This is a genomic window from Streptomyces sp. PKU-EA00015 (assembly GCF_013387495.1).
GTDB lineage: Bacteria > Actinomycetota > Actinomycetes > Streptomycetales > Streptomycetaceae > Streptomyces.
The window spans coordinates 142,379-161,281 of sequence record NZ_JABZEE010000035.1 but is presented as its reverse complement, the minus strand read 5'-3'; the positions used below and the strand labels follow the sequence as shown (position 1 = coordinate 161,281).

Sequence of the window (18,903 nt, the reverse complement as noted above, 5' to 3'; positions counted from 1 at the left end):
GAGCCGGGTCAGAGTGTGGCCGGGACCGTCCTCTCGACGGGCCCGGCCAGATCGGTGAGCGGGCTCGCGTCGTGCGTGTACTGCTTCGCGAGCGTGACCTCGACATAGGTCCTGCGGTACGTCGTGGTGAACCGCGGACCGTCGTCCCGCTCCTCCAGCAGCCAGTTGACCCCGTTCACCTCGACGCCCTGCGCCTGCGGATCGGACATCCTCTCCGGCCGCGGCACACCGCAGCGCAGTACGATCGCGGCATCGCCCCAGCCGGCGGTGAGTTCGGACGCGGGCTCGGGATCCTTCCGTTCCTGCCCCGCGACCGACTGCGGCAGCGCTCGGTCGAGCGCACGGCACAGGGCGGCTTCTCCGGCCGGGGGGCTGGGAACCGCCGCCGCCGACGACGCGTCGCTGGAGGAGCAGCCGGCGGCGGCGACAAGGAGCGCGGCGGCGGACAGGACAAGGGGCCGGCGGTCGAAAGACGTCACCGGCCAAGGGTAGACGGGGGCTACAGGTGCACGACCGGGCAGGTGAGGGTGCGAGTGATGCCGTCGACCTGCTGGACCTTGGCGACCACCATGCGGCCCAGCTCGTCGACCGTGTCGGCCTGTGCGCGCACAATGACGTCATAGGGGCCGGTCACATCCTCGGCCTGGATCACGCCGGGGATCTTGCCGATGGTCTCGGCGACCGTCGACGCCTTGCCCACCTCGGTCTGAATGAGGATGTACGCCTGTACCACGGAACCTCCAGGGCGGCAGCAGGATCATGTCCCCTACGGTCGGTGGGGAGATCCCAAGGAGAAGGGTCGCCACGGTATCGCGTCGTCGCGGGCCACGGGGAGACCTGCGCGGCTTACGGCGCCCGCAGCGTGGCGTGCACAGAGCAGAAGTTGACGTATCTCTCGACGGTACCGACGGCGGGGACGGCCTGCGACCGCAGTGCGGGGTCGCCGGCCCAGGCCGCCGGTACGTCGGATACATCGGACACATCACAAACGGAGAGGTGAACCTCGGTGAAGGGCACTGTGGGCGAGTTGGGGGAGTTCGGGCTCATCAGGGAGCTCACCTCCCGGCTCACCTCCACCCCCGCGGTGCGGCTGGGACCCGGCGACGACGCCGCGGTCGTGGCCGCACCGGACCGGCGGGTCGTGGCGAGCACGGACCTGCTGCTGGAGGGCCGGCACTTCCGCCGTGACTGGTCGACGGCGTACGACGTCGGGCGCAAGGCAGCCGCCCAGAACCTGGCCGACATCGCGGCCATGGGCGCGGTCCCGACCGCTCTGCTCCTCGGCCTCGTGGTGCCCGCCGAGCTTCCCGTCACCTGGGCCACCGAGCTGATGGACGGCATCCGGGACGAGTGTCAGGTGGCCGGGGCGGCCGTCGTCGGGGGCGACATCGTACGCGGCGACGTGATCACCGTCGCGATCACCGCACTCGGGGACCTGCGCAACCACGAGCCGGTGACCCGCGCGGGCGCCCAGCCCGGCGACGTCGTCGCCTACACCGGCTGGCTGGGCTGGTCAGCCGCCGGGCACGCGGTGCTCTCCCGCGGCTTCCGCTCGCCGCGCGCCTTCGTCGAGGCGCACCGCCGGCCCGAGCCGCCGTACCACGCCGGCCCCGCGGCGGCCGGGCTCGGCGCCACCGCCATGTGCGACGTCAGCGACGGACTCGTCGCCGACCTCGGGCACATCGCCGAGGCCAGCAAGGTCCGCATCGACCTGCGCTCGGGGCTGATCGACATCCCCTCGCAGATGAACGACATCGGCCAGGCCGTCGGCGTCGACCCGCTCCAGTGGGTGCTGACCGGGGGAGAGGACCACGCGATCGTCGCGACGTTCCCGCCGGACGCCAAGCTGCCCGCCCGCTGGAAGGTGATCGGAGAGGTGCTCAACCCCTCGGCGCTGCCCCAGGTGACGGTCGACGGCGCACCGTGGACGAGCAAGGGCGGCTGGGACCACTTCGGGGACATCGAGGACGGCAGGCAGCCGGACGCCCAGTAGGTCCGCAGGCTCAGCAGGTCCTCAGGCTCAGCAGGTCCGCAGGCTCAGCAGGTCCGGACGCCCGGTGGATGGGGGCGCCCAGTAGATTCGGGGACATGCCCATACCCCCTCGCGTGCTCACCGTCGCCGGGTCCGACTCCGGCGGCGGTGCCGGTATTCAGGCCGACCTCAAGACCATGCTGGCCCTCGGCGTTCACGGCATGAGCGTGCTGACCGCCGTCACCGCCCAGAACTCGACCGGTGTGCAGGGCGCGTGGGAGCTGCCCGTGGAGGCCGTACGGGCCCAGTACCGCAGCGTCGTCGACGACATCGGCGTGCAGGCCGTGAAGACCGGCATGCTGGCCTCCGCCGAGCTCGTCGGGACCGTCGCGGAACTGCTGGCCGGCACCGAGGTGCCCGTGGTCGTCGACCCGGTCGGCGTCTCCAAGCACGGGGACCCGCTGCTGGCGGCCTCCGCACTCGACTCCGTACGTACCGAGCTGCTGCCCAGGGCCACGGTCGCCACCCCCAACCTCGACGAGGTCGCCCAGCTCACGGGCATCGAGGTGCACGACGAACCGGGCATGCGCCGGGCCGCCGACGCCGTGCTCGGATTCGGGCCGCGCTGGGCGCTGATCAAGGGCGGTCATCTCGCCGGGGACGCCGTCGACCTGCTGACCGACGGAACCGAGGAGCACTGGATGCGCGCGGGTCGTCATGACAACCGGCACACGCACGGCACCGGCTGCACGCTGGCGTCGGCGGTCGCGTCGGGGCTGGCCAAGGGGATGTCCGTGCCGGATGCCGTACGGGCGGCCAAGGAGTACGTCACCGGCGCGATCGCGGCCGGGTTCGCCCTGGGCGCGGGTATCGGCCCGGTCGACCACGGCTGGCGTCTCCGCTAGCGGAAAAGGCGAAAGCCGGTCCACCGAGGTGGACCGGCTTTCAAGGCAACCGCAGGGGCTGCGCTACGACGAAACGTCGCGGTTAGCGCGAGACCTTGCCGGCCTTGATGCACGAGGTGCAGACGTTGAGCCGCTTCGGCGTCCGACCGACCACGGCACGCACGCGCTGGATGTTCGGGTTCCAGCGACGGGACGTACGGCGGTGCGAGTGCGAAATGTTGTTGCCGAAGCCCGGCCCCTTGCCGCAGACGTCGCAGTTGGCAGCCACGGGTCACTCCAAAGACTTCAGATGCACTTACAGTGAAATCCGGCGTGCCGGAATCAGTGATCTGAAGTGGCCTGCCGGGGGAATGGCCCGATTCTCATCGGGCAACCGGAGCAGCATACAACGGCTGCGTCCGAGATACGAAACTACCATGGCTTCCTGCGCACCCGCCCCCGTGCCTGGTCGGAGCCGGGGTCTACGCTGCGAGGCACCCCGCCGCCCACGGCCCGCACGGCCGACCGAGGAGGACCACCAGGTGCCGCAGACGATGGACGCCGAAGTGGTACGCGCCTGGTGCTCGCTGGCGCTGGAGGCCCTCGGCCGGGAGCGCGAGGAGATCGACGCGATCAACGTCTACCCCGTCGCGGACGGGGACACCGGCACGAACCTCTATCTGACGGCGGAGTCCGCCGCCCAGGCCGTGGAAGCCGTCTTCGCCGCCCACGAGACCGGGCGGTCGCAGCCCTCGGTCGCCGATGTGATGCATGCGATGGCCCACGGCGCGCTGATAGGCGCCCGGGGCAACTCCGGCACGATCCTCGCCCAGCTGCTGCGGGGCATGGCCGAGCGCATCGGCGCCGGCGGCCAGCTGGCCGGAGCGCTGCGGCGGGCCGCCGAGATGGCGCGCGAGGCCGTCGCCCACCCTGTCGAGGGCACCATCCTCACCGTGGCCGCGGCCGCCGCGGAGGCGGCCGAGAACGCACCGACCGACGCGCTCCACGCGGCCTACGCCGGCGCCCGGACCGCCCTCGACGACACTCCCCGCCAGCTGGCGGTCCTCGACCGGGCCGGCGTCGTCGACGCGGGCGGGCGCGGTCTGCTCGCGGTGCTCGGCGCCCTGGTGGAGGCCGTCTCCGGCGAGGCGCCGGCGGCCCCGGGACTCTCGTCGGCCCGGCCGGCGCTCCAGGCCCGTGCGGTCGAGCCGTGCGAAGGCGGCGGGCCCGCCTTCGAGGTGATCTACCTGCTGGAGGCGGACGACGAGGCGGTCGCCCGGCTGCGCACCCGGCTGGACGGGCTCGGCGACTCGCTCGTCGTCGTGGGCGGCGACGGCCTGTGGAACGTCCATGTCCACGTGGACGACGCGGGCGCCGCCGTCGAGGCCGGCGTCGAGGCGGGGCGGCCGTACCGGATCCGGATCACTCACTTCGGCGCCGAGGCCGCCCAGTCGGCCGCGGAACCGCGCGAGCGGGTGCAGCGCGCGGTCGTCGCGGTCGTCCCCGGCGACGGTCTGGTCGACCTGTGCGACCAGGCGGGCGCCACGACCGTGCCCATGCGGCCGGGGGAACCGCCGGCCAGCGGCGAACTGGTCGACGCGATCCGGCGGGCGCACGCGCGCGAGGTCGTCCTGCTGCCCAACGACGCGTCCCTGCGGCACACCGCCGCGGCCGCGGCGGAACAGGCCCGCGCGGAAGGCGTCCGCGTCGCGCTCATCCCGACCCGTTCCGCGGTCCAGGGCATCGCGGCGCTCGCCGTCCACGAGCCGGACCGCCGTTTCGACGAGGACGTGGTCGCCATGTCGGCGGCAGCGGGCGCGACCCGGTACGCCGAACTCGCCGTGGCGGAACGGCAGTCGTGGACCTCGGCGGGCGTGTGCCAGGCCGGTGACGTGCTGGGCCTGATCGACGGCGACGTCGCCGTCATCGGCAACGACCTCACCGACACGGCGCTCACGGTCCTGGACCGGATGCTCTCCTCCGGGGGCGAACTGGTCACCCTCGTGCTCGGCGACGGGGTCCCCACCGGCCTCGCCGCACACCTGGAGGCCCACGTCCGCGAGGGGTACCTCGCCGTCGACACCCTCGTCTACGAGGGCGGCGGCCGCGGGACGCCGCTGCTCATCGGCGTGGAGTAGGCGCACGCCCCCTGGGGCGCGCTGTCCACAGGTGCGCGACGACTGTCGGTGGTGTGGTGTGCAATGGGTGGCGTGCCCGCGCTCGACGAACCTCTCAAGAACGCGCTCGGAGCCGCCACCGCGAAGGTGATGGCCGAGCACCTCGACCTGCACACCCTCGGTGACCTGCTGCACCACTACCCCCGGCGGTACGCGGAGCGCGGCGAGCTGACGTCGCTGTCCGAGCTGCCGCTGGACGAGCACGTCACGGTGGTGGCCCGCGTCGCCGACGCGCGCGTCCTGACCTTCAATCAGGGCCGCGGGCGCCGGCTCGAGGTGACCATCACCGACGGCAGCGGCCGGCTCCAGCTGGTCTTCTTCGGCAAGGGCGTGCACAAGCCGCACAACGACCTGCTGCCGGGCACCCGCGCGATGTTCGCCGGCAAGGTCTCCATGTTCAACCGCAGGCTCCAGCTCGCCCACCCCGCCTACGAACTGCTGCGCGGCGAGGAGGGCGAGGAGGCCGTGGACAGCTGGGCCGGGGCGCTCATCCCGATCTACCCGGCCACCACCAAGCTGGAGTCCTGGAAGATCGCCAAGGCGGTCGACGCCGTCCTGCCCAGCGCGCGGGACGCCGTCGACCCGCTGCCGCCCGCCCTGCGCGAGGGCCGCGGGCTCACCGACCTGCCCGACGCCCTGCACAAGATCCACCGGCCGCGCACCAAGGCCGACATCGAGGCCGCGCGGCAGCGGCTGAAGTGGGACGAGGCGTTCGTCCTCCAGGTCGCGCTCGCCCGCCGCAGGTTCGCGGACACCCAGCTGCCCGCCGTCGCCCGCAGGCCCGTGCCCGGCGGACTGCTCGACGCCTTCGACGCCGAGCTGCCCTTCACCCTCACCGAGGGCCAGCGCTCGGTCAGCAAGGAGATCTTCGACGACCTGGCGACCGAGCACCCCATGCACCGCCTCCTGCAGGGCGAGGTGGGCAGCGGCAAGACGCTGGTGGCACTGCGGGCGATGCTCGCGGTCGTCGACGCGGGCGGTCAGGCCGCGATGCTCGCGCCCACCGAGGTCCTGGCCCAGCAGCACCACCGCTCGATCACCGAGATGATGGGCGAGCTCGCCGAGAACTGGGGACTTTGGCGCGAGGGGGGTCCCCCCGGGCCGAAGGCTCCGGGGGAGTCTGCGCAGAAGGGGCGGGGGCCGGGCGACGGGCGGGCGCTCGGGGGCTCGGACCACGGCACCAAAGTCGTGCTGCTGACCGGTTCCATGGGCGCGCCGGCGCGCCGCCAGGCACTGCTCGACCTGGTGACCGGCGAGGCGGGCATCGTCATCGGCACCCACGCCCTGATCGAGGACAAGGTGCAGTTCCACGACCTCGGCCTCGTCGTCGTCGACGAGCAGCACCGCTTCGGCGTGGAGCAGCGCGACGCCCTGCGCTCGAAGGGGAAGCAGCCGCCGCACCTGCTGGTGATGACCGCCACCCCCATTCCGCGCACGGTCGCGATGACGGTCTTCGGCGACCTGGAGACCTCCGTGCTCGACCAGCTGCCGGCCGGGCGGTCGCCGATCGCCAGCCATGTGGTCCCTGCCGCCGACAAGCCGCACTTTCTGGCGCGCGCCTGGGAGCGGGTGCGCGAGGAGGTCGAGGGCGGCCACCAGGCGTATGTGGTCTGCCCGCGGATCGGCGACGCCGAGGACGAGAAGACCAAGAAGAAGTCGGCCGAGGACGAGGCGGAGAAGCGGCCGCCGCTCGCGGTCCTGGAGGTCGCCGAGCAGCTGGCCCGCGGCCCCCTCGCGGGACTGCGCGTCGAGGTCCTGCACGGGCGGATGGCGCCCGACGACAAGGACGACGTGATGCGCCGCTTCGCCGCGGGAGACGTCGACGTGCTGGTCGCCACCACCGTCATCGAGGTCGGAGTGAACGTGCCGAACGCCACGGCCATGGTGATCATGGACGCGGACCGCTTCGGCGTCTCCCAGCTCCACCAGCTCCGTGGCCGGGTCGGCCGGGGCTCCGCGCCCGGACTGTGCCTGCTGGTCACCGAGATGCCCGAGGCGAGCCCCGCCCGCGCCCGGCTGGGCGCGGTCGCGGCCACGCTGGACGGGTTCGAGCTCTCCCGGATCGACCTGGAGCAGCGCCGCGAGGGCGACGTGCTCGGCCAGGCCCAGTCCGGCGTGCGCTCCTCGCTGCGGATGCTCGCCGTCATCGAGGACGAGGAGGTCATCACCGCCGCCCGCGAGGAGGCCGCCGCCGTCGTGCGGGCCGATCCGGAGCTGGAGCACCTGCCCGGTCTGCGGATGGCGCTGGACGCCCTGCTGGACAAGGAGCGGGAGCAGTACCTCGACAAGGGCTGAGAGACTTGGGAGGTCAGCCCGCACAGAGAGGCCCGAGATGACCCGCGTGATCGCCGGCGCGGCCGGCGGACGCCGCCTCGCCGTTCCGCCCGGCAACGGCACCCGCCCCACGTCCGACCGCGCCCGGGAGGGACTCTTCTCCAGCTGGGAGTCCCAGCTCGGCAGCCTCCACGGCATTCGCGTCGCCGACCTCTACGCGGGCTCGGGCGCCGTCGGTCTGGAGGCACTGTCCCGCGGCGCGGCCCACGCCCTGCTGGTCGAGGCCGACGCCCGCGCCGCCCGTACCGTCCGGGAGAACGTCCGCGCGCTGGGCCTGCCCGGTGCCGAGGTCCGTACCGGCAAGGCCGAGCAGATCGTCACGGGCCCGGCTCCGGAGCACCCCTACGACGTGGTTTTCCTCGACCCGCCGTACGCCGTCACCGACGACGATCTTCGCGAGATTCTGCTCACACTCCGCCGCGAGGGCTGGCTCGCGGACGCTGCGCTCGCCACCGTGGAGCGCAGCACCAGAGGCGGAGAATTCAACTGGCCCGAAGGTTTCGAGCCGCTGCGGGCCCGTCGCTACGGCGAAGGGACGCTTTGGTACGGTCGCGCCGCCTCTACGTGCGAAGACGCACTATGACCGGACCGGAGAGCGAGGGACTTCAGTTGCGCCGCGCAGTCTGTCCGGGGTCGTTCGACCCCATCACCAATGGACACCTCGACATCATCGCCCGCGCCTCCAAGCTGTACGACGTCGTACACGTCGCGGTGATGATCAACCAGTCCAAGAAGGGCCTGTTCACGGTGGAGGAGCGGATCGAGCTGATCCGTCAGGTCACCACCGAGTACGGGAACGTCGTGGTGGAGTCCCACCACGGTCTCCTCGTGGACTTCTGCAAGGAACGCGACATCCCCGCGATCGTCAAGGGGCTGCGCGCCGTCAGCGACTTCGACTACGAGCTGCAGATGGCCCAGATGAACAACGGCCTCTCGGGCGTCGAGACCCTGTTCGTCCCGACCAACCCGACCTACAGCTTCCTCTCCTCCAGCCTGGTCAAGGAGGTCGCGGCGTGGGGCGGCGACGTCTCCCACCTGCTGCCGCCGGTGGTCCACGAGGCCCTCGTCCGGCGGCTCGCCGAGAAGTGAGCCGCTGACGGTCCGTCACACGGTGTCGGGAGGACACCGACTGGCCGTACAGTCGATCCGTCCGTCTCCAATCCGGCTGTAGAGAGTGGCAAACACACGGTGGACGTGCAGAAGAAGCTAGACGAGATCGTCGAGGCGGTCGGGAACGCCCGGTCCCTGCCCATGTCGGCCTCCTGTGTGGTCAACCGCGCCGAGCTGCTCGCCATGCTCGAGGAGGTCCGCCAGGCGCTGCCCGGCTCCCTCGCCCAGGCCCAGGAGCTCATCGGAGGCCGGGAACAGCTCGTCGAGCAGGCCCGCAAGGAGGCCGAGCGGATCATCGAGTCCGCCCACGCCGAGCGCGGTTCGCTCATCTCCGACACCCAGGTCGCCCGCGAGTCCCAGGAGCGGGCGGACCGGATCCTCGCCGAGGCGCGTCAGGAGGCGGAGGAGATCCGCGCGGAGGCCGACGACTACGTCGACTCCAAGCTCGCCAACTTCGAAGTCGTCCTCAGCAAGACCATCGGCTCGGTCGACCGCGGGCGCGAGAAGCTGCTCGGCCGCGGACCGGGCCTCGACGAGCACGGCTTCGCCGACGAGGACGCTCCCGAGCACAGCAGCGACCCGCAGACGCTCATCCGGCGCGCGGACGAGTACGTCGACGCCAAGCTGGGCGCCTTCGAGGCCGTGCTGTCCAAGACCCTCGACGCGGTCGGCCGCGGCCGTCAGAAGCTGCACGGCCGGACCGTCACCGACGATCTGGGCGCCCACATGGCCGCGCAGGACGCCGCGGGCAGCCACCAGCCCACGAGCGACGCGGACTACCTGGCGGGCCTCGCCGAGCTGGCCGACCCCGCCCCGGAGCCCCAGCGGCAGCAGACGTACGCGGCGTACCAGCCGCCGCCGGCGCCGCAGATCCCGGCCCAGCAGGACGTGTACGGCTACCAGGCGCAGGAGGCGTACGCCCCCGAGGGCGTCTCCCACGCCGGCTACGGGGCCCAGGGCACCGAGCCGTACGCCGCGTACCAGGAGCAGGGCTACGACCCGCAGCAGTACGCGCAGCAGGACCCCTACGCCTACCAGCAGCACCAGCAGCACCAGCCGCAGGCTCAGCAGGGCGCCGCGCTCGACGAGACCAGCCTGTTCGACACGAGCATGATCGACATGGAGCAGCTGCGTCGCTACGAGCAGGGCCGCTAGGGGCCGGAAGGCCGCCGAACAGCCCGGATTGGGTCTACGGCGGCCGGTCCAGTATCCTGGCTCTTCGGTCGCGCGTAGTTCCGCGATCCCGGCTGCCCGCTTCGCCCCACGAATCGGGACGGCCCCTCCCCACGATCCGAAAGCAGGAAGAGCCGTGAGCACGCGCCTCGACCACCGCAACCCCCTCGTGTTCGACACGCACGAGCTGGGACGGCGGCCCGGTGCGCTCCAGCGGCTGTCCCGCACGGTGGACGCGCCGAAGGACCTGGGCATCGAAGGAGTCATCGGAGTGCCCGAGGGCAAGCCGGTGGAGCTGGAGCTGCGCCTCGAGTCCGTCATGGAAGGGGTGCTCGTCACAGGCACCGCCCGTGCGAGCGCCGAGGGGGAGTGCGTAAGGTGTCTGGAGCCGCTGCGCCAAGAGGTCGCCGCGGACTTCCAGGAGATGTTCACGTATCCCGACGCCGACGAGCGGGGCCGCCCCGCTGAGCCTGTCGACGACGAGGACGAGGACATTCTCTATCTCGAGGACGGCATGTTCGACCTCGAACCCGTGCTGCGTGATGCGGTGGTGCTCGCACTGCCGATGCAGCCGGTGTGCCGGGAGGACTGTGCCGGCCTGTGTCCCGAGTGCGGGATCAGGCTGGACGACGACCCGGACCACCACCACGACGCCGTCGACATCCGTTGGGCGGCACTGCAGGGACTCGCCGATTCACTCGGAACCGGTGAGAAGGACAACATGGGCGGCGCCGAAGCGGGCGTCGACGAGAAGCAGGAGAAGTAGCCGTGGCTGTTCCGAAGCGGAAGATGTCGCGCAGCAACACGCGCCACCGCCGGTCGCAGTGGAAGGCTGCGGTCCCCACCCTGGTTTCGTGTGAGCGTTGCCAGGAGCCGAAGCAGCAGCACATCGCGTGCCCGAGCTGCGGCACCTACAACAAGCGCCAGGTCCTCGAGGTCTGAGCGGCTGGTGAGAGGCCCGATGTCTGAGGTGTCCCCTGCCAAGAAGCAGGCAGACGCAACGAACACAGTCAACGCAGCCTCGTCCCACACGCTTCTGGAAGGGCGGCTCGGGTATCACCTCGAGTCCGCCCTTCTGGTGCGTGCGCTGACCCACCGTTCGTACGCGTACGAGAACGGCGGTCTGCCCACCAACGAGCGTCTGGAGTTCCTCGGGGACTCGGTGCTCGGCCTGGTGGTCACCGACACGCTGTACCGCACCCACCCCGACCTGCCCGAAGGCCAACTGGCCAAGCTGCGGGCCGCGGTGGTCAATTCGCGTGCGCTGGCGGAGGTCGGCCGCGGCCTCGAACTGGGCTCCTTCATCCGGCTGGGCCGCGGTGAAGAGGGCACGGGTGGCCGGGACAAGGCCTCCATTCTCGCCGACACCCTCGAAGCGGTGATCGGCGCCGTCTATCTCGACCAGGGTCTCGAAGCGGCGTCCGAGCTGGTGCACCGGCTCTTCGACCCGCTGATCGAGAAGTCCTCGAACCTCGGTGCGGGCCTGGACTGGAAGACCAGTCTCCAGGAGCTCACCGCGGCCGAGGGGCTCGGTGTGCCGGAGTACCTCGTCACCGAGACCGGACCGGACCACGAGAAGACCTTCACTGCTGCCGCCCGCGTCGGTGGTGTCTCGTACGGCACCGGCACCGGCCGCAGCAAGAAGGAAGCGGAGCAGCAGGCGGCGGAATCCGCGTGGCGCGAGATCCGTGCCGCCGCGGACGAGCGCGCCAAGGCGGCGGCCCAGGCCGCGGCCGAACCGGACGCGGGCAGTGGCGAAGGGGCCGCCGACACCCCTCCCGCCCCGGCGCCGACGGACCGGGCCTCGGCCTGAGCCGGTCCTTCCCCGGGCATCCGCTTCCCCGGCAGTTCCTGTGAGGCCCCTCGCCGCTGCGGCGAGGGGCCTCAGCGCTGCACGCCCTGCGTCGCGCGATACGCTGCGGGCATCGCCCCGCCCACCGCGGAAGGAGACCGGTGCCCGAGCTGCCCGAGGTCGAAGTCGTACGCCGCGGACTGGCCACCTGGGTCGGCGGACGCACCATCGCCGAGGTGGAGGTGCTGCACCCGCGCGCCGTGCGCCGGCACGTCGCGGGCGGCGAGGACTTCGCGGCCCGGCTGAAGGGGCAGGCAGTCGGGGACGCCCGCCGGCGCGGCAAGTACCTGTGGCTGCCGCTCACCGACACGGACACCTCGGTCCTCGGTCATCTCGGGATGAGCGGACAGCTGCTGGTGCAGCCGCACGATGCCCCGGACGAGAAGCACCTGCGCATCCGGCTCCGCTTCGACGACTCTCTCGGCAACGAGCTCCGCTTCGTCGACCAGCGCACCTTCGGCGGCCTGTCGTTGCACGACAACACCCCCGAGGGGCTGCCCGACGTCATCGCGCACATCGCCCGTGACCCGCTCGACCCGCTCTTCGACGACGCCGCCTTCCACACCGCGCTCCGCGCGCGCCGCACCACGGTCAAGCGCGCCCTGCTCGACCAGTCCCTGGTCAGCGGCGTCGGCAACATCTACGCGGACGAGGCGCTCTGGCGCTCCCGGCTGCACTACGACCGCCCGACCGCGACGCTCACCCGGCCGCGCTCGGTGGAACTGCTGGGCCACATACGCGAGGTGATGACGGCCGCCCTCGCGGTCGGCGGCACGACCTTCGACAGCCTGTACGTGAACGTCAACGGCGAATCGGGGTACTTCGATCGGTCCCTGGACGCGTACGGCCGCGAGGGCGAGCCCTGCAACCGCTGCGGCACGGTCATGCGGCGCCACCCCTGGATGAACAGGTCCAGCTACTTCTGCCCCCGCTGCCAGCGGGTCCCGCGCACCACGGCCTGACGCCGTCTGCCGCCCCGTGCCGGGCCGTCGTCCTCTAGCGGACCGCCGCCCGGTCGCCCGCTTCCTCACAGCCGGCGTCGTACCGCTGCCGCGCCTCGAGCACGTCGGGCATCCGGTCCTCGACCAGGCGGATCAGGCCGAGCAGCTGCTCGGTCACGGCCCGGCCGAGCTGGGTGAGTTCGTAGTCCACGCGCGGAGGATTGGTCGGCTGCGCCTCGCGGTGCACGAGCCCGTCGCGCTCCAGCGCGTGCAGCGTCTGGGACAGCATCTTCTCGCTCACGCCGTCGACCCGGCGGCGCAGTTGGTTGAACCGCAGCCGCTCCTCGTACAGGGCGCCCATCGTCAGGCTGCCCCAGCGACCGGTCACATGCTCCAGCGTGCCGCGCGAGGGGCACTGCCGGGAGAACACGTCGAATCCGAGGTCGTCGCCCATGCCCGCCAGCCTACGCCGGACAGCGCTGCCCCAGAGATTGCCCTTTCGAAAGGACAGTGTCCCAGGGCGTATACGGCATCCGGCGGGCGAGGCCGTGATGGCGACGAGGTCGGTTGTGGGGAAGGCGCGCTCGGCCTGGCGGCAGGGGGCGTCGAAGGAGCGAGACAGCGCGGGCCCCTGTGGACAAAGTCTGGGCCGCCTCGGTTGCCGATGACGGCCCCGAGGCGGCCCAGGGAAGCTGGCAGGTCACTGACCTGCGGAAATCTCAGTAGCCGAAGTTCTGCGTCCACCACGGGCCGCCGTCGCCCATGTACACGCCGACGCCCATCGTCGTGAAGTCGCAGTTCAGGATGTTGGCGCGGTGACCCTCGCTCTGCATCCACGCATTGAGCACCGCACCGGCGTCGGCCTGGCCGCGCGCGATGTTCTCGCCGCCGAGGTTCGCGACATTGGCCGCGGCCGCGCGGTCCCACGGGGTCTGACCGTCGGGGTTCGTGTGGTCGAAGAACCCGCGTACCGCCATGTCCTTGGAGTGGACCCGCGCCAGCTCCGCCAGCGCCGGGCTCGCCTTGAAGGGGGAGCAGCCCACCTTCGCGCGCTCCTCGTTGACCAGGTTGAGCACGGCGGCCTCGGTCGCCGACGTATCCGACGTGGGAGCGGCGGTCGGGGAGGACGGGCGCGACTCGGGCCGGTCCGCCTCACGGGACGGCTCACGCACCGGCGCCGACGTGGTCTTCTCCGGCTCGGGCGCCGGGGTCTTCTTCTCCACGGGCTTCTTGGAAGGCTTCGCGGACGGTTTGGCCTTCTCGACCCGCTTGGTGGGTGACGGCTTCGCGGACGGCTTGGCCTTCGCGGCCGGCTTCGTGGGCGACGGCTTCGCGGACGGCTTGGCCTTCTCGACCCGCTTGGTGGGCGACGGCTTCGCGGGGGACTTCGACGGCTGGGGCGTCCGGCTCGGCGTCGCCGACGAGGACGGCGTCGGCGTGGTGCCCGCCTCTCCCTGCGTCTGGAGCAGGGCGGGCCCTCCGGTGCGTATCTCCACCGGGGACTCGTTGCTGGAGGAGCCGATCGTGTACGTGTCACCGACCGGCAGGATGCCGGTGGTGACGGCCACGGCGCCTACCGCCATGGCAGCGGAGGCGCCGAGCAGCCCGGTGCGTACGGGCAGACCCGCACGCTTCTTCCGATGGCGACCCATCTGGTGTGCCTTCCTGGTTCCCGACGCCGTCCTGCTCGGCGTCGAACGTCAATGGGTGCACCCGAACGGGTGACGCTCATTGCGTCCGGACTGTACGCCATGGCACGCCGGGGGCGATGTGATCTGTGCCCATTCGGCCGGTTACGGTGCCCTCATGAATGACGATGCGCGCCTCACCGCGTGGGTACGCGGCCGGGTACAGGGAGTGGGCTTCCGCTGGTTCACCAGGGCGAACGCACTCGAGATCGGAGACCTCAAGGGCTTCGCCCTCAACCTGGAGGACGGCAGGGTGCAGGTCGTCGCCGAGGGGCCACGTGAGAATTGCCACCGTCTGCTGGACTGGCTGCGGTCCGGCGACACTCCCGGCCGCGTCGACGGCGTCACTGAGATCTGGGACACGCCCAGAGGGATCTACGCCGACTTCGCCGTCCGCTGAGTGTCCTCCGCCCGGGTGCTCGCAGTAACGTCGCACGCACCTTCCGGCATGTGTCACAGGCATCCGTCCGGGAAGGAAACCGCCTGGTGGTTGCCAAGAAGAGGCTCCTCGTGCCAGGCTGCGGAGAGAAGGATGATCGCCACGCCCCCAGGGCCCCGCAGGTCAGGCACCCCGCTCGATGGAGCGGCCGTATGCCCCCGGGCTGCCCGCCGATACGGGGTGTGATCGTGTTGACCGTCAAACTTTTTGGTGAGACTCTGGAAGCCCCGCGCACCTTAGCTGTTTGGCAGTAAAGAACCGCAGCAAGACCCCAGCAGTACAGGAAGAGCTGTCAGCACCGCGGGTGCGAATCCCTCACGACCCACACCGCATCGGTCGGTCACTCATTGTGGAGGACCATCCATCATGGCAAAGGCGCTTCTCGGTTACGTCGGCGGTTCCGACCCGCGACTCCTCGCCGAGATGCGACGGCTACAGCAGCGCGTCCAGGACCTCGAGTCCGAGCTCGTACGCATTCAGTCCGAGAACGACGCGCTCACGGCTGCCGCCGCTCAGCACCCTGGCGAGCCGCTTCTCAACGGCATCGACATCGACGTACACCAGGGGGAGCCTGCGCTCACCTGAGCACGGACTCCGTCGCGCACGAAGATATACAAGGGACGCCCCGGCGTCCCTTCTTTCTTTCCCCCGCCTCTCCCCATGCCCGCCCCGTACATGCTTTCTTTACCGTCTGATGTGCCCTGCGCCTTCAGAGGCGAAACCGCGAGCGAAAGGTAGAGTCCGGCGGCGTGCACCTCAAGGCCATGACCCTCCGCGGGTTCAAATCCTTCGCGTCCGCCACGACGCTGCGCTTCGAGCCGGGGATCACCTGCGTCGTCGGCCCGAACGGCTCCGGGAAGTCCAACGTCGTGGACGCGCTGTCCTGGGTCATGGGGGAGCAGGGGGCCAAGTCTCTGCGCGGCGGCAAGATGGAGGACGTCATCTTCGCCGGGACGACCGGCCGGCCTCCCCTCGGCCGCGCCGAGGTCTCCCTCACCATCGACAACTCCGACGGCGCCCTGCCCATCGAGTACGCCGAGGTCACGATCACGCGGATCATGTTCCGCAACGGCGGCAGCGAGTACCAGATCAACGGGGACACCTGCCGGCTGCTCGACATCCAGGAGCTGCTGTCCGACTCCGGCATCGGCCGCGAGATGCACGTCATCGTCGGTCAGGGCCAGCTCGACTCGGTCCTGCACGCCGACCCGATGGGCCGCCGCGCCTTCATCGAGGAGGCCGCGGGCGTCCTCAAGCACCGCAAGCGCAAGGAGAAGGCGCTGCGGAAGCTCGATGCCATGCAGGCCAATCTCGCGCGCGTGCAGGACCTCACCGACGAGCTGCGCCGCCAGCTCAAGCCCCTCGGCCGCCAGGCAGCCGTCGCCCGCCGCGCCGCCGTCATCCAGGCCGACCTCCGCGACGCCCGCCTGCGGCTGCTCGCGGACGACCTCGTCACCCTCCGCCAGGCGCTGCACGCCGAGATCGCCGACGAGGCCGCCCTCAAGCAGCGCAAAGAAGCGGCCGAGGCGCAGCTGAAGGCGGCCCTCGTCCGGGAGGCCGAACTGGAGGACGAGGTACGGCGACTCGCGCCGCGGCTTCAGGGCGCCCAGCAGACCTGGTACGAACTCTCTCAGCTCGCCGAACGGGTCCGCGGCACGATCTCGCTCGCCGACGCCCGGGTCAAGAGCGCCACCGCCCAGCCCGCGGAGGAACGGCGCGGACGCGACCCCGAGGACATGGAGCGCGAGGCGGCCCGCATCCGCCAGCAGGAGGCGGAACTGGAGGCAGCGCTGGAGGCGGCCGAACGGGCCCTGGAGGACACGGTCGCGCACCGCGCCGAACTGGAGCGGCAGCTCACCGTGGAGGAGCGCCGGCTCAAGGACGTCGCCCGCGCGATCGCCGACCGGCGCGAAGGGCTCGCCCGGCTGAGCGGACAGGTCAACGCGGCGCGGTCCCGCGCGGCGTCGGCCCAGGCCGAGATCGAGAGGCTCGCCGCCGCCCGCGACGAGGCCCAGGAGCGGGCCGCCGCCGCGCAGGAGGAGTACGAGCAGCTCAAGGCCGAGGTCGAGGGGCTGGACGCGGACGACTCGGCCCTCGCCGACCAGCACGAGGCCGCCAAGCGTGAACTGGCCGGCGCGGAGAGCGCGCTGAGCGCCGCCCGCGAGGCCCTGATCGGCGCCGAGCGCCGCCGCGCCGCAGTCGCGGCCCGGCGCGAGGCGCTCGCCCTCGGCCTGCGCCGCAAGGACGGTACGGGCATACTGCTCGCCGCGCGCGACCGGCTCACGGGCCTCCTGGGGCCGGCCGCCCAGCTGCTCACCGTGACGCCCGGCTACGAGATCCCGGTGGCCGCGGCGCTGGGCGCCGCCGCCGACGCGGTCGCCGTCGCGGACCCGGCCACGGCCGCGGAGGCGATCCGGCTGCTGCGCAAGGAGGACGGCGGGCGCGCGACCCTGCTCCTGGCGGGCGCGACGGCAGCGGCCGAGCCCCCAAGCCCCCCGGGCAACGGTCCCTCCGGCCACCCGTACGCCGCCGGACTGGTGCGCGGGCCCGAGGAACTGATGCCCGCTGTGCGGCGGCTGCTGCGCGATGTCGTGGTCGTCGGCACCCTGGAGGACGCCGAGGACGTCGTGTACGCGCACCCCGGGCTGACCGCCGTCACCGGCGAAGGCGACGTGCTCGGCGCGCACCTCGCGCAGGGCGGGTCCGCCGGGGCGCCGAGTCTCCTGGAAGTGCAGGCATCCGTCGACGAGGCCGCCGCCGAGCTCGAACAGCTCGACGCGCGGTGCGAGGAGCTGACCGCCGCACAACAGCAGGCCGCCGCCCGCCGTGGCGCCTGCGCCGCTCTCGTCGAGGAGCTGGGGGAGCGCAGGCGCGCGGCCGAGCGGGAGAAGTCGGCCGTCTCCGGGCAGCTCGGCCGCCTCGCCGGGCAGGCCCGCGGCGCCGCGGGCGAGGCCGAGCGCGCCGGCGCGGCGGCCGCCCGGGCCCAGGAGGCGCTGGAGCGGGCGACGGAGGAGGCCGAGGAGCTGGCCGAACGGCTGCTCGTCGCGGAGGAGACCCCGGTCGAGGAGGAGCCCGACACCCATGTGCGCGACCGGCTCGCCGCCGACGGGGCCAACGCGCGCCAGACCGAGATGGAGGCACGGCTCCAGGTCCGTACGCACGAGGAGCGGGTCAAGGGACTCGCGGGCCGCGCCGAAGCCCTCGACCGGGGGGCACGCGCCGAGCGCGAGGCACGGGCGCGCGCCGAACAGCGCCGCGCCCGCATGCGCCATGAGGCCGAGGTCGCCGCGGCCGTGGCGAGCGGCGCCCGGCAGTTGCTGGCGCATGTCGAGGTGTCGCTGGTGCGGGCGGAGGCCGAGCGCGTGGCCGCGGAGGCGGCCAAGTCGGAGCGCGAGCAGGAGCTGGCGGCCGCCCGTAACCAGGGGCGCGACCTCAAGAGCGAGCTGGACAAGCTGACCGACTCGGTGCACCGGGGCGAGGTGCTGGGCGCGGAGAAGCGGCTGCGCATGGAGCAGCTGGAGACCAGGGCCCTGGAGGAGCTCGGCGTGGAACCGGCCGGGCTCGTCGCCGACTACGGCCCCGACCAGCTCGTTCCGCCCTCCCCGCCCGCCGAGGGCGAGGAGCTGCCCGAGGACCCGGAGCATCCGCGCAATCAGCCGCGGCCGTTCGTCCGCGCGGAGCAGGAGAAGCGGCTCAAGGCCGCTGAGAGGGCGTACCAGCAGCTCGGAAAGGTGAATCCGCTGGCGCTCGAGGAGTTCTCGGCGTTGGAGGAGCGGCACAAATTCCTCTCCGAGCAGCTCGAAGACCTGAAGAAGACCCGGGCCGACCTGCTCCAGGTGGTCAAGGAGGTCGACGAGCGCGTCGAGCAGGTCTTCACCGAGGCGTACCGGGACACCGCCCGCGAGTTCGAAGGGGTCTTCTCCCGGCTCTTCCCCGGCGGCGAGGGCCGGCTCGTGCTGACGGATCCCGACAACATGCTGACCACCGGGGTGGACGTCGAGGCCCGGCCGCCCGGCAAGAAGGTCAAGCGGCTGTCGCTGCTGTCCGGCGGCGAGCGGTCGCTCACGGCCGTGGCGATGCTGGTGTCGATCTTCAAGGCCAGACCGAGTCCGTTCTATGTCATGGACGAGGTCGAGGCCGCGCTCGACGACACGAACCTGCAGCGGCTGATCCGCATCATGCAGGAGCTCCAGGAGAGCTCCCAGCTGATCGTGATCACGCACCAGAAGCGGACCATGGAGGTCGCGGACGCGCTCTACGGCGTGTCCATGCAGGGGGACGGCGTCTCCAAGGTCATCAGCCAGCGGTTGCGCTGAACCGACCGCTGCCGCGG

General features: G+C 71.8%; 20 protein-coding genes. 14 read left to right on the top strand and 6 right to left on the bottom strand.

Annotated features, from left to right (window positions below):
* Positions 1-8: 8 nt before the first annotated feature.
* From HW130_RS22235 to HW130_RS36090, 3 genes are all read right to left on the bottom strand, one after another.
* On the bottom strand, positions 9-479 hold the full coding sequence (locus HW130_RS22235) for a DUF3515 domain-containing protein (protein ID WP_177151427.1): 471 nt from the start codon (positions 477-479) through the stop codon (positions 9-11).
* Between the two features lie 20 nt (positions 480-499).
* Entirely contained in the window at positions 500-733 is a 234-nt protein-coding gene (locus tag HW130_RS22230; RefSeq protein WP_037625030.1) for an Lrp/AsnC family transcriptional regulator, read from the bottom strand.
* Positions 734-846: 113 nt separating this feature from the next.
* On the bottom strand, positions 847-981 hold the full coding sequence (locus HW130_RS36090; protein ID WP_256356241.1) for a hypothetical protein: 135 nt from the start codon (positions 979-981) through the stop codon (positions 847-849).
* A gap of 25 nt (positions 982-1,006) precedes the next feature.
* Between HW130_RS36090 and HW130_RS22225 the strand changes: the two genes are divergently transcribed.
* Complete coding sequence (locus HW130_RS22225; RefSeq protein WP_177151426.1) at positions 1,007-1,993, top strand: thiamine-phosphate kinase; 987 nt, start codon at positions 1,007-1,009, stop codon at positions 1,991-1,993.
* A gap of 95 nt (positions 1,994-2,088) precedes the next feature.
* Positions 2,089-2,877 (top strand): bifunctional hydroxymethylpyrimidine kinase/phosphomethylpyrimidine kinase, encoded by a 789-nt coding sequence (gene thiD / locus HW130_RS22220; protein ID WP_375256567.1) that lies wholly within the window; start codon positions 2,089-2,091, stop codon positions 2,875-2,877.
* An 82-nt stretch (positions 2,878-2,959) separates the two neighbouring features.
* Here thiD and rpmB read toward each other — a convergent pair whose 3' ends face one another.
* The gene (gene rpmB, locus HW130_RS22215) at positions 2,960-3,145 is read right to left on the bottom strand and encodes a 50S ribosomal protein L28 (RefSeq protein WP_003957616.1); all 186 of its coding nucleotides are present in this window, start codon (positions 3,143-3,145) and stop codon (positions 2,960-2,962) included.
* Positions 3,146-3,410: 265 nt separating this feature from the next.
* Between rpmB and HW130_RS22210 the strand changes: the two genes are divergently transcribed.
* The 9 genes from HW130_RS22210 (at position 3,411) to mutM (ending at position 12,464) form a co-directional block, all read left to right on the top strand.
* A complete protein-coding gene (locus tag HW130_RS22210) occupies positions 3,411-4,994 on the top strand; it encodes a DAK2 domain-containing protein (protein WP_256356251.1) in 1,584 nt (527 codons plus the stop codon).
* A 63-nt stretch (positions 4,995-5,057) separates the two neighbouring features.
* Positions 5,058-7,328 carry an ATP-dependent DNA helicase RecG gene (recG, locus tag HW130_RS22205; RefSeq protein ID WP_177151423.1) on the top strand — a complete coding sequence of 757 codons (2,271 nt, stop codon included), beginning with the start codon at positions 5,058-5,060 and terminating at the stop codon, positions 7,326-7,328.
* Between the two features lie 37 nt (positions 7,329-7,365).
* On the top strand, positions 7,366-7,950 hold the full coding sequence (gene rsmD, locus HW130_RS22200) for a 16S rRNA (guanine(966)-N(2))-methyltransferase RsmD (protein ID WP_177151422.1): 585 nt from the start codon (positions 7,366-7,368) through the stop codon (positions 7,948-7,950).
* 26 nt (positions 7,951-7,976) lie between these two features.
* The gene (coaD, locus tag HW130_RS22195) at positions 7,977-8,456 is read left to right on the top strand and encodes a pantetheine-phosphate adenylyltransferase (protein ID WP_218183855.1); all 480 of its coding nucleotides are present in this window, start codon (positions 7,977-7,979) and stop codon (positions 8,454-8,456) included.
* A gap of 99 nt (positions 8,457-8,555) precedes the next feature.
* Entirely contained in the window at positions 8,556-9,632 is a 1,077-nt protein-coding gene (locus HW130_RS22190; RefSeq protein ID WP_177151420.1) for an ATP synthase F0 subunit B, read from the top strand.
* A gap of 154 nt (positions 9,633-9,786) precedes the next feature.
* Positions 9,787-10,416, top strand: coding sequence for a DUF177 domain-containing protein (locus HW130_RS22185; RefSeq protein ID WP_177151419.1), 630 nt, complete (start codon positions 9,787-9,789; stop codon positions 10,414-10,416).
* A gap of 2 nt (positions 10,417-10,418) precedes the next feature.
* Positions 10,419-10,592 carry a 50S ribosomal protein L32 gene (gene rpmF, locus HW130_RS22180; RefSeq protein ID WP_026165248.1) on the top strand — a complete coding sequence of 58 codons (174 nt, stop codon included), beginning with the start codon at positions 10,419-10,421 and terminating at the stop codon, positions 10,590-10,592.
* 19 nt (positions 10,593-10,611) lie between these two features.
* Entirely contained in the window at positions 10,612-11,463 is an 852-nt protein-coding gene (gene rnc, locus HW130_RS22175; RefSeq protein WP_177151418.1) for a ribonuclease III, read from the top strand.
* 140 nt (positions 11,464-11,603) lie between these two features.
* Positions 11,604-12,464 carry a bifunctional DNA-formamidopyrimidine glycosylase/DNA-(apurinic or apyrimidinic site) lyase gene (mutM, locus tag HW130_RS22170; RefSeq protein WP_177151417.1) on the top strand — a complete coding sequence of 287 codons (861 nt, stop codon included), beginning with the start codon at positions 11,604-11,606 and terminating at the stop codon, positions 12,462-12,464.
* Positions 12,465-12,498: 34 nt separating this feature from the next.
* Here mutM and HW130_RS22165 read toward each other — a convergent pair whose 3' ends face one another.
* A complete protein-coding gene (locus HW130_RS22165; RefSeq protein ID WP_177151416.1) occupies positions 12,499-12,897 on the bottom strand; it encodes a helix-turn-helix domain-containing protein in 399 nt (132 codons plus the stop codon).
* 265 nt (positions 12,898-13,162) lie between these two features.
* Entirely contained in the window at positions 13,163-14,095 is a 933-nt protein-coding gene (locus tag HW130_RS22160) for a CAP domain-containing protein (protein ID WP_177151415.1), read from the bottom strand.
* A gap of 154 nt (positions 14,096-14,249) precedes the next feature.
* Here HW130_RS22160 and HW130_RS22155 point away from each other — a divergent pair, with 154 nt between their 5' ends.
* The 3 genes from HW130_RS22155 (at position 14,250) to smc (ending at position 18,886) form a co-directional block, all read left to right on the top strand.
* Entirely contained in the window at positions 14,250-14,531 is a 282-nt protein-coding gene (locus HW130_RS22155; RefSeq protein WP_177151414.1) for an acylphosphatase, read from the top strand.
* A 405-nt stretch (positions 14,532-14,936) separates the two neighbouring features.
* Entirely contained in the window at positions 14,937-15,155 is a 219-nt protein-coding gene (locus tag HW130_RS22150) for a hypothetical protein (RefSeq protein ID WP_177151413.1), read from the top strand.
* 164 nt (positions 15,156-15,319) lie between these two features.
* On the top strand, positions 15,320-18,886 hold the full coding sequence (smc, locus tag HW130_RS22145) for a chromosome segregation protein SMC (RefSeq protein ID WP_177151412.1): 3,567 nt from the start codon (positions 15,320-15,322) through the stop codon (positions 18,884-18,886).
* Positions 18,887-18,903 lie beyond the last annotated feature (17 nt).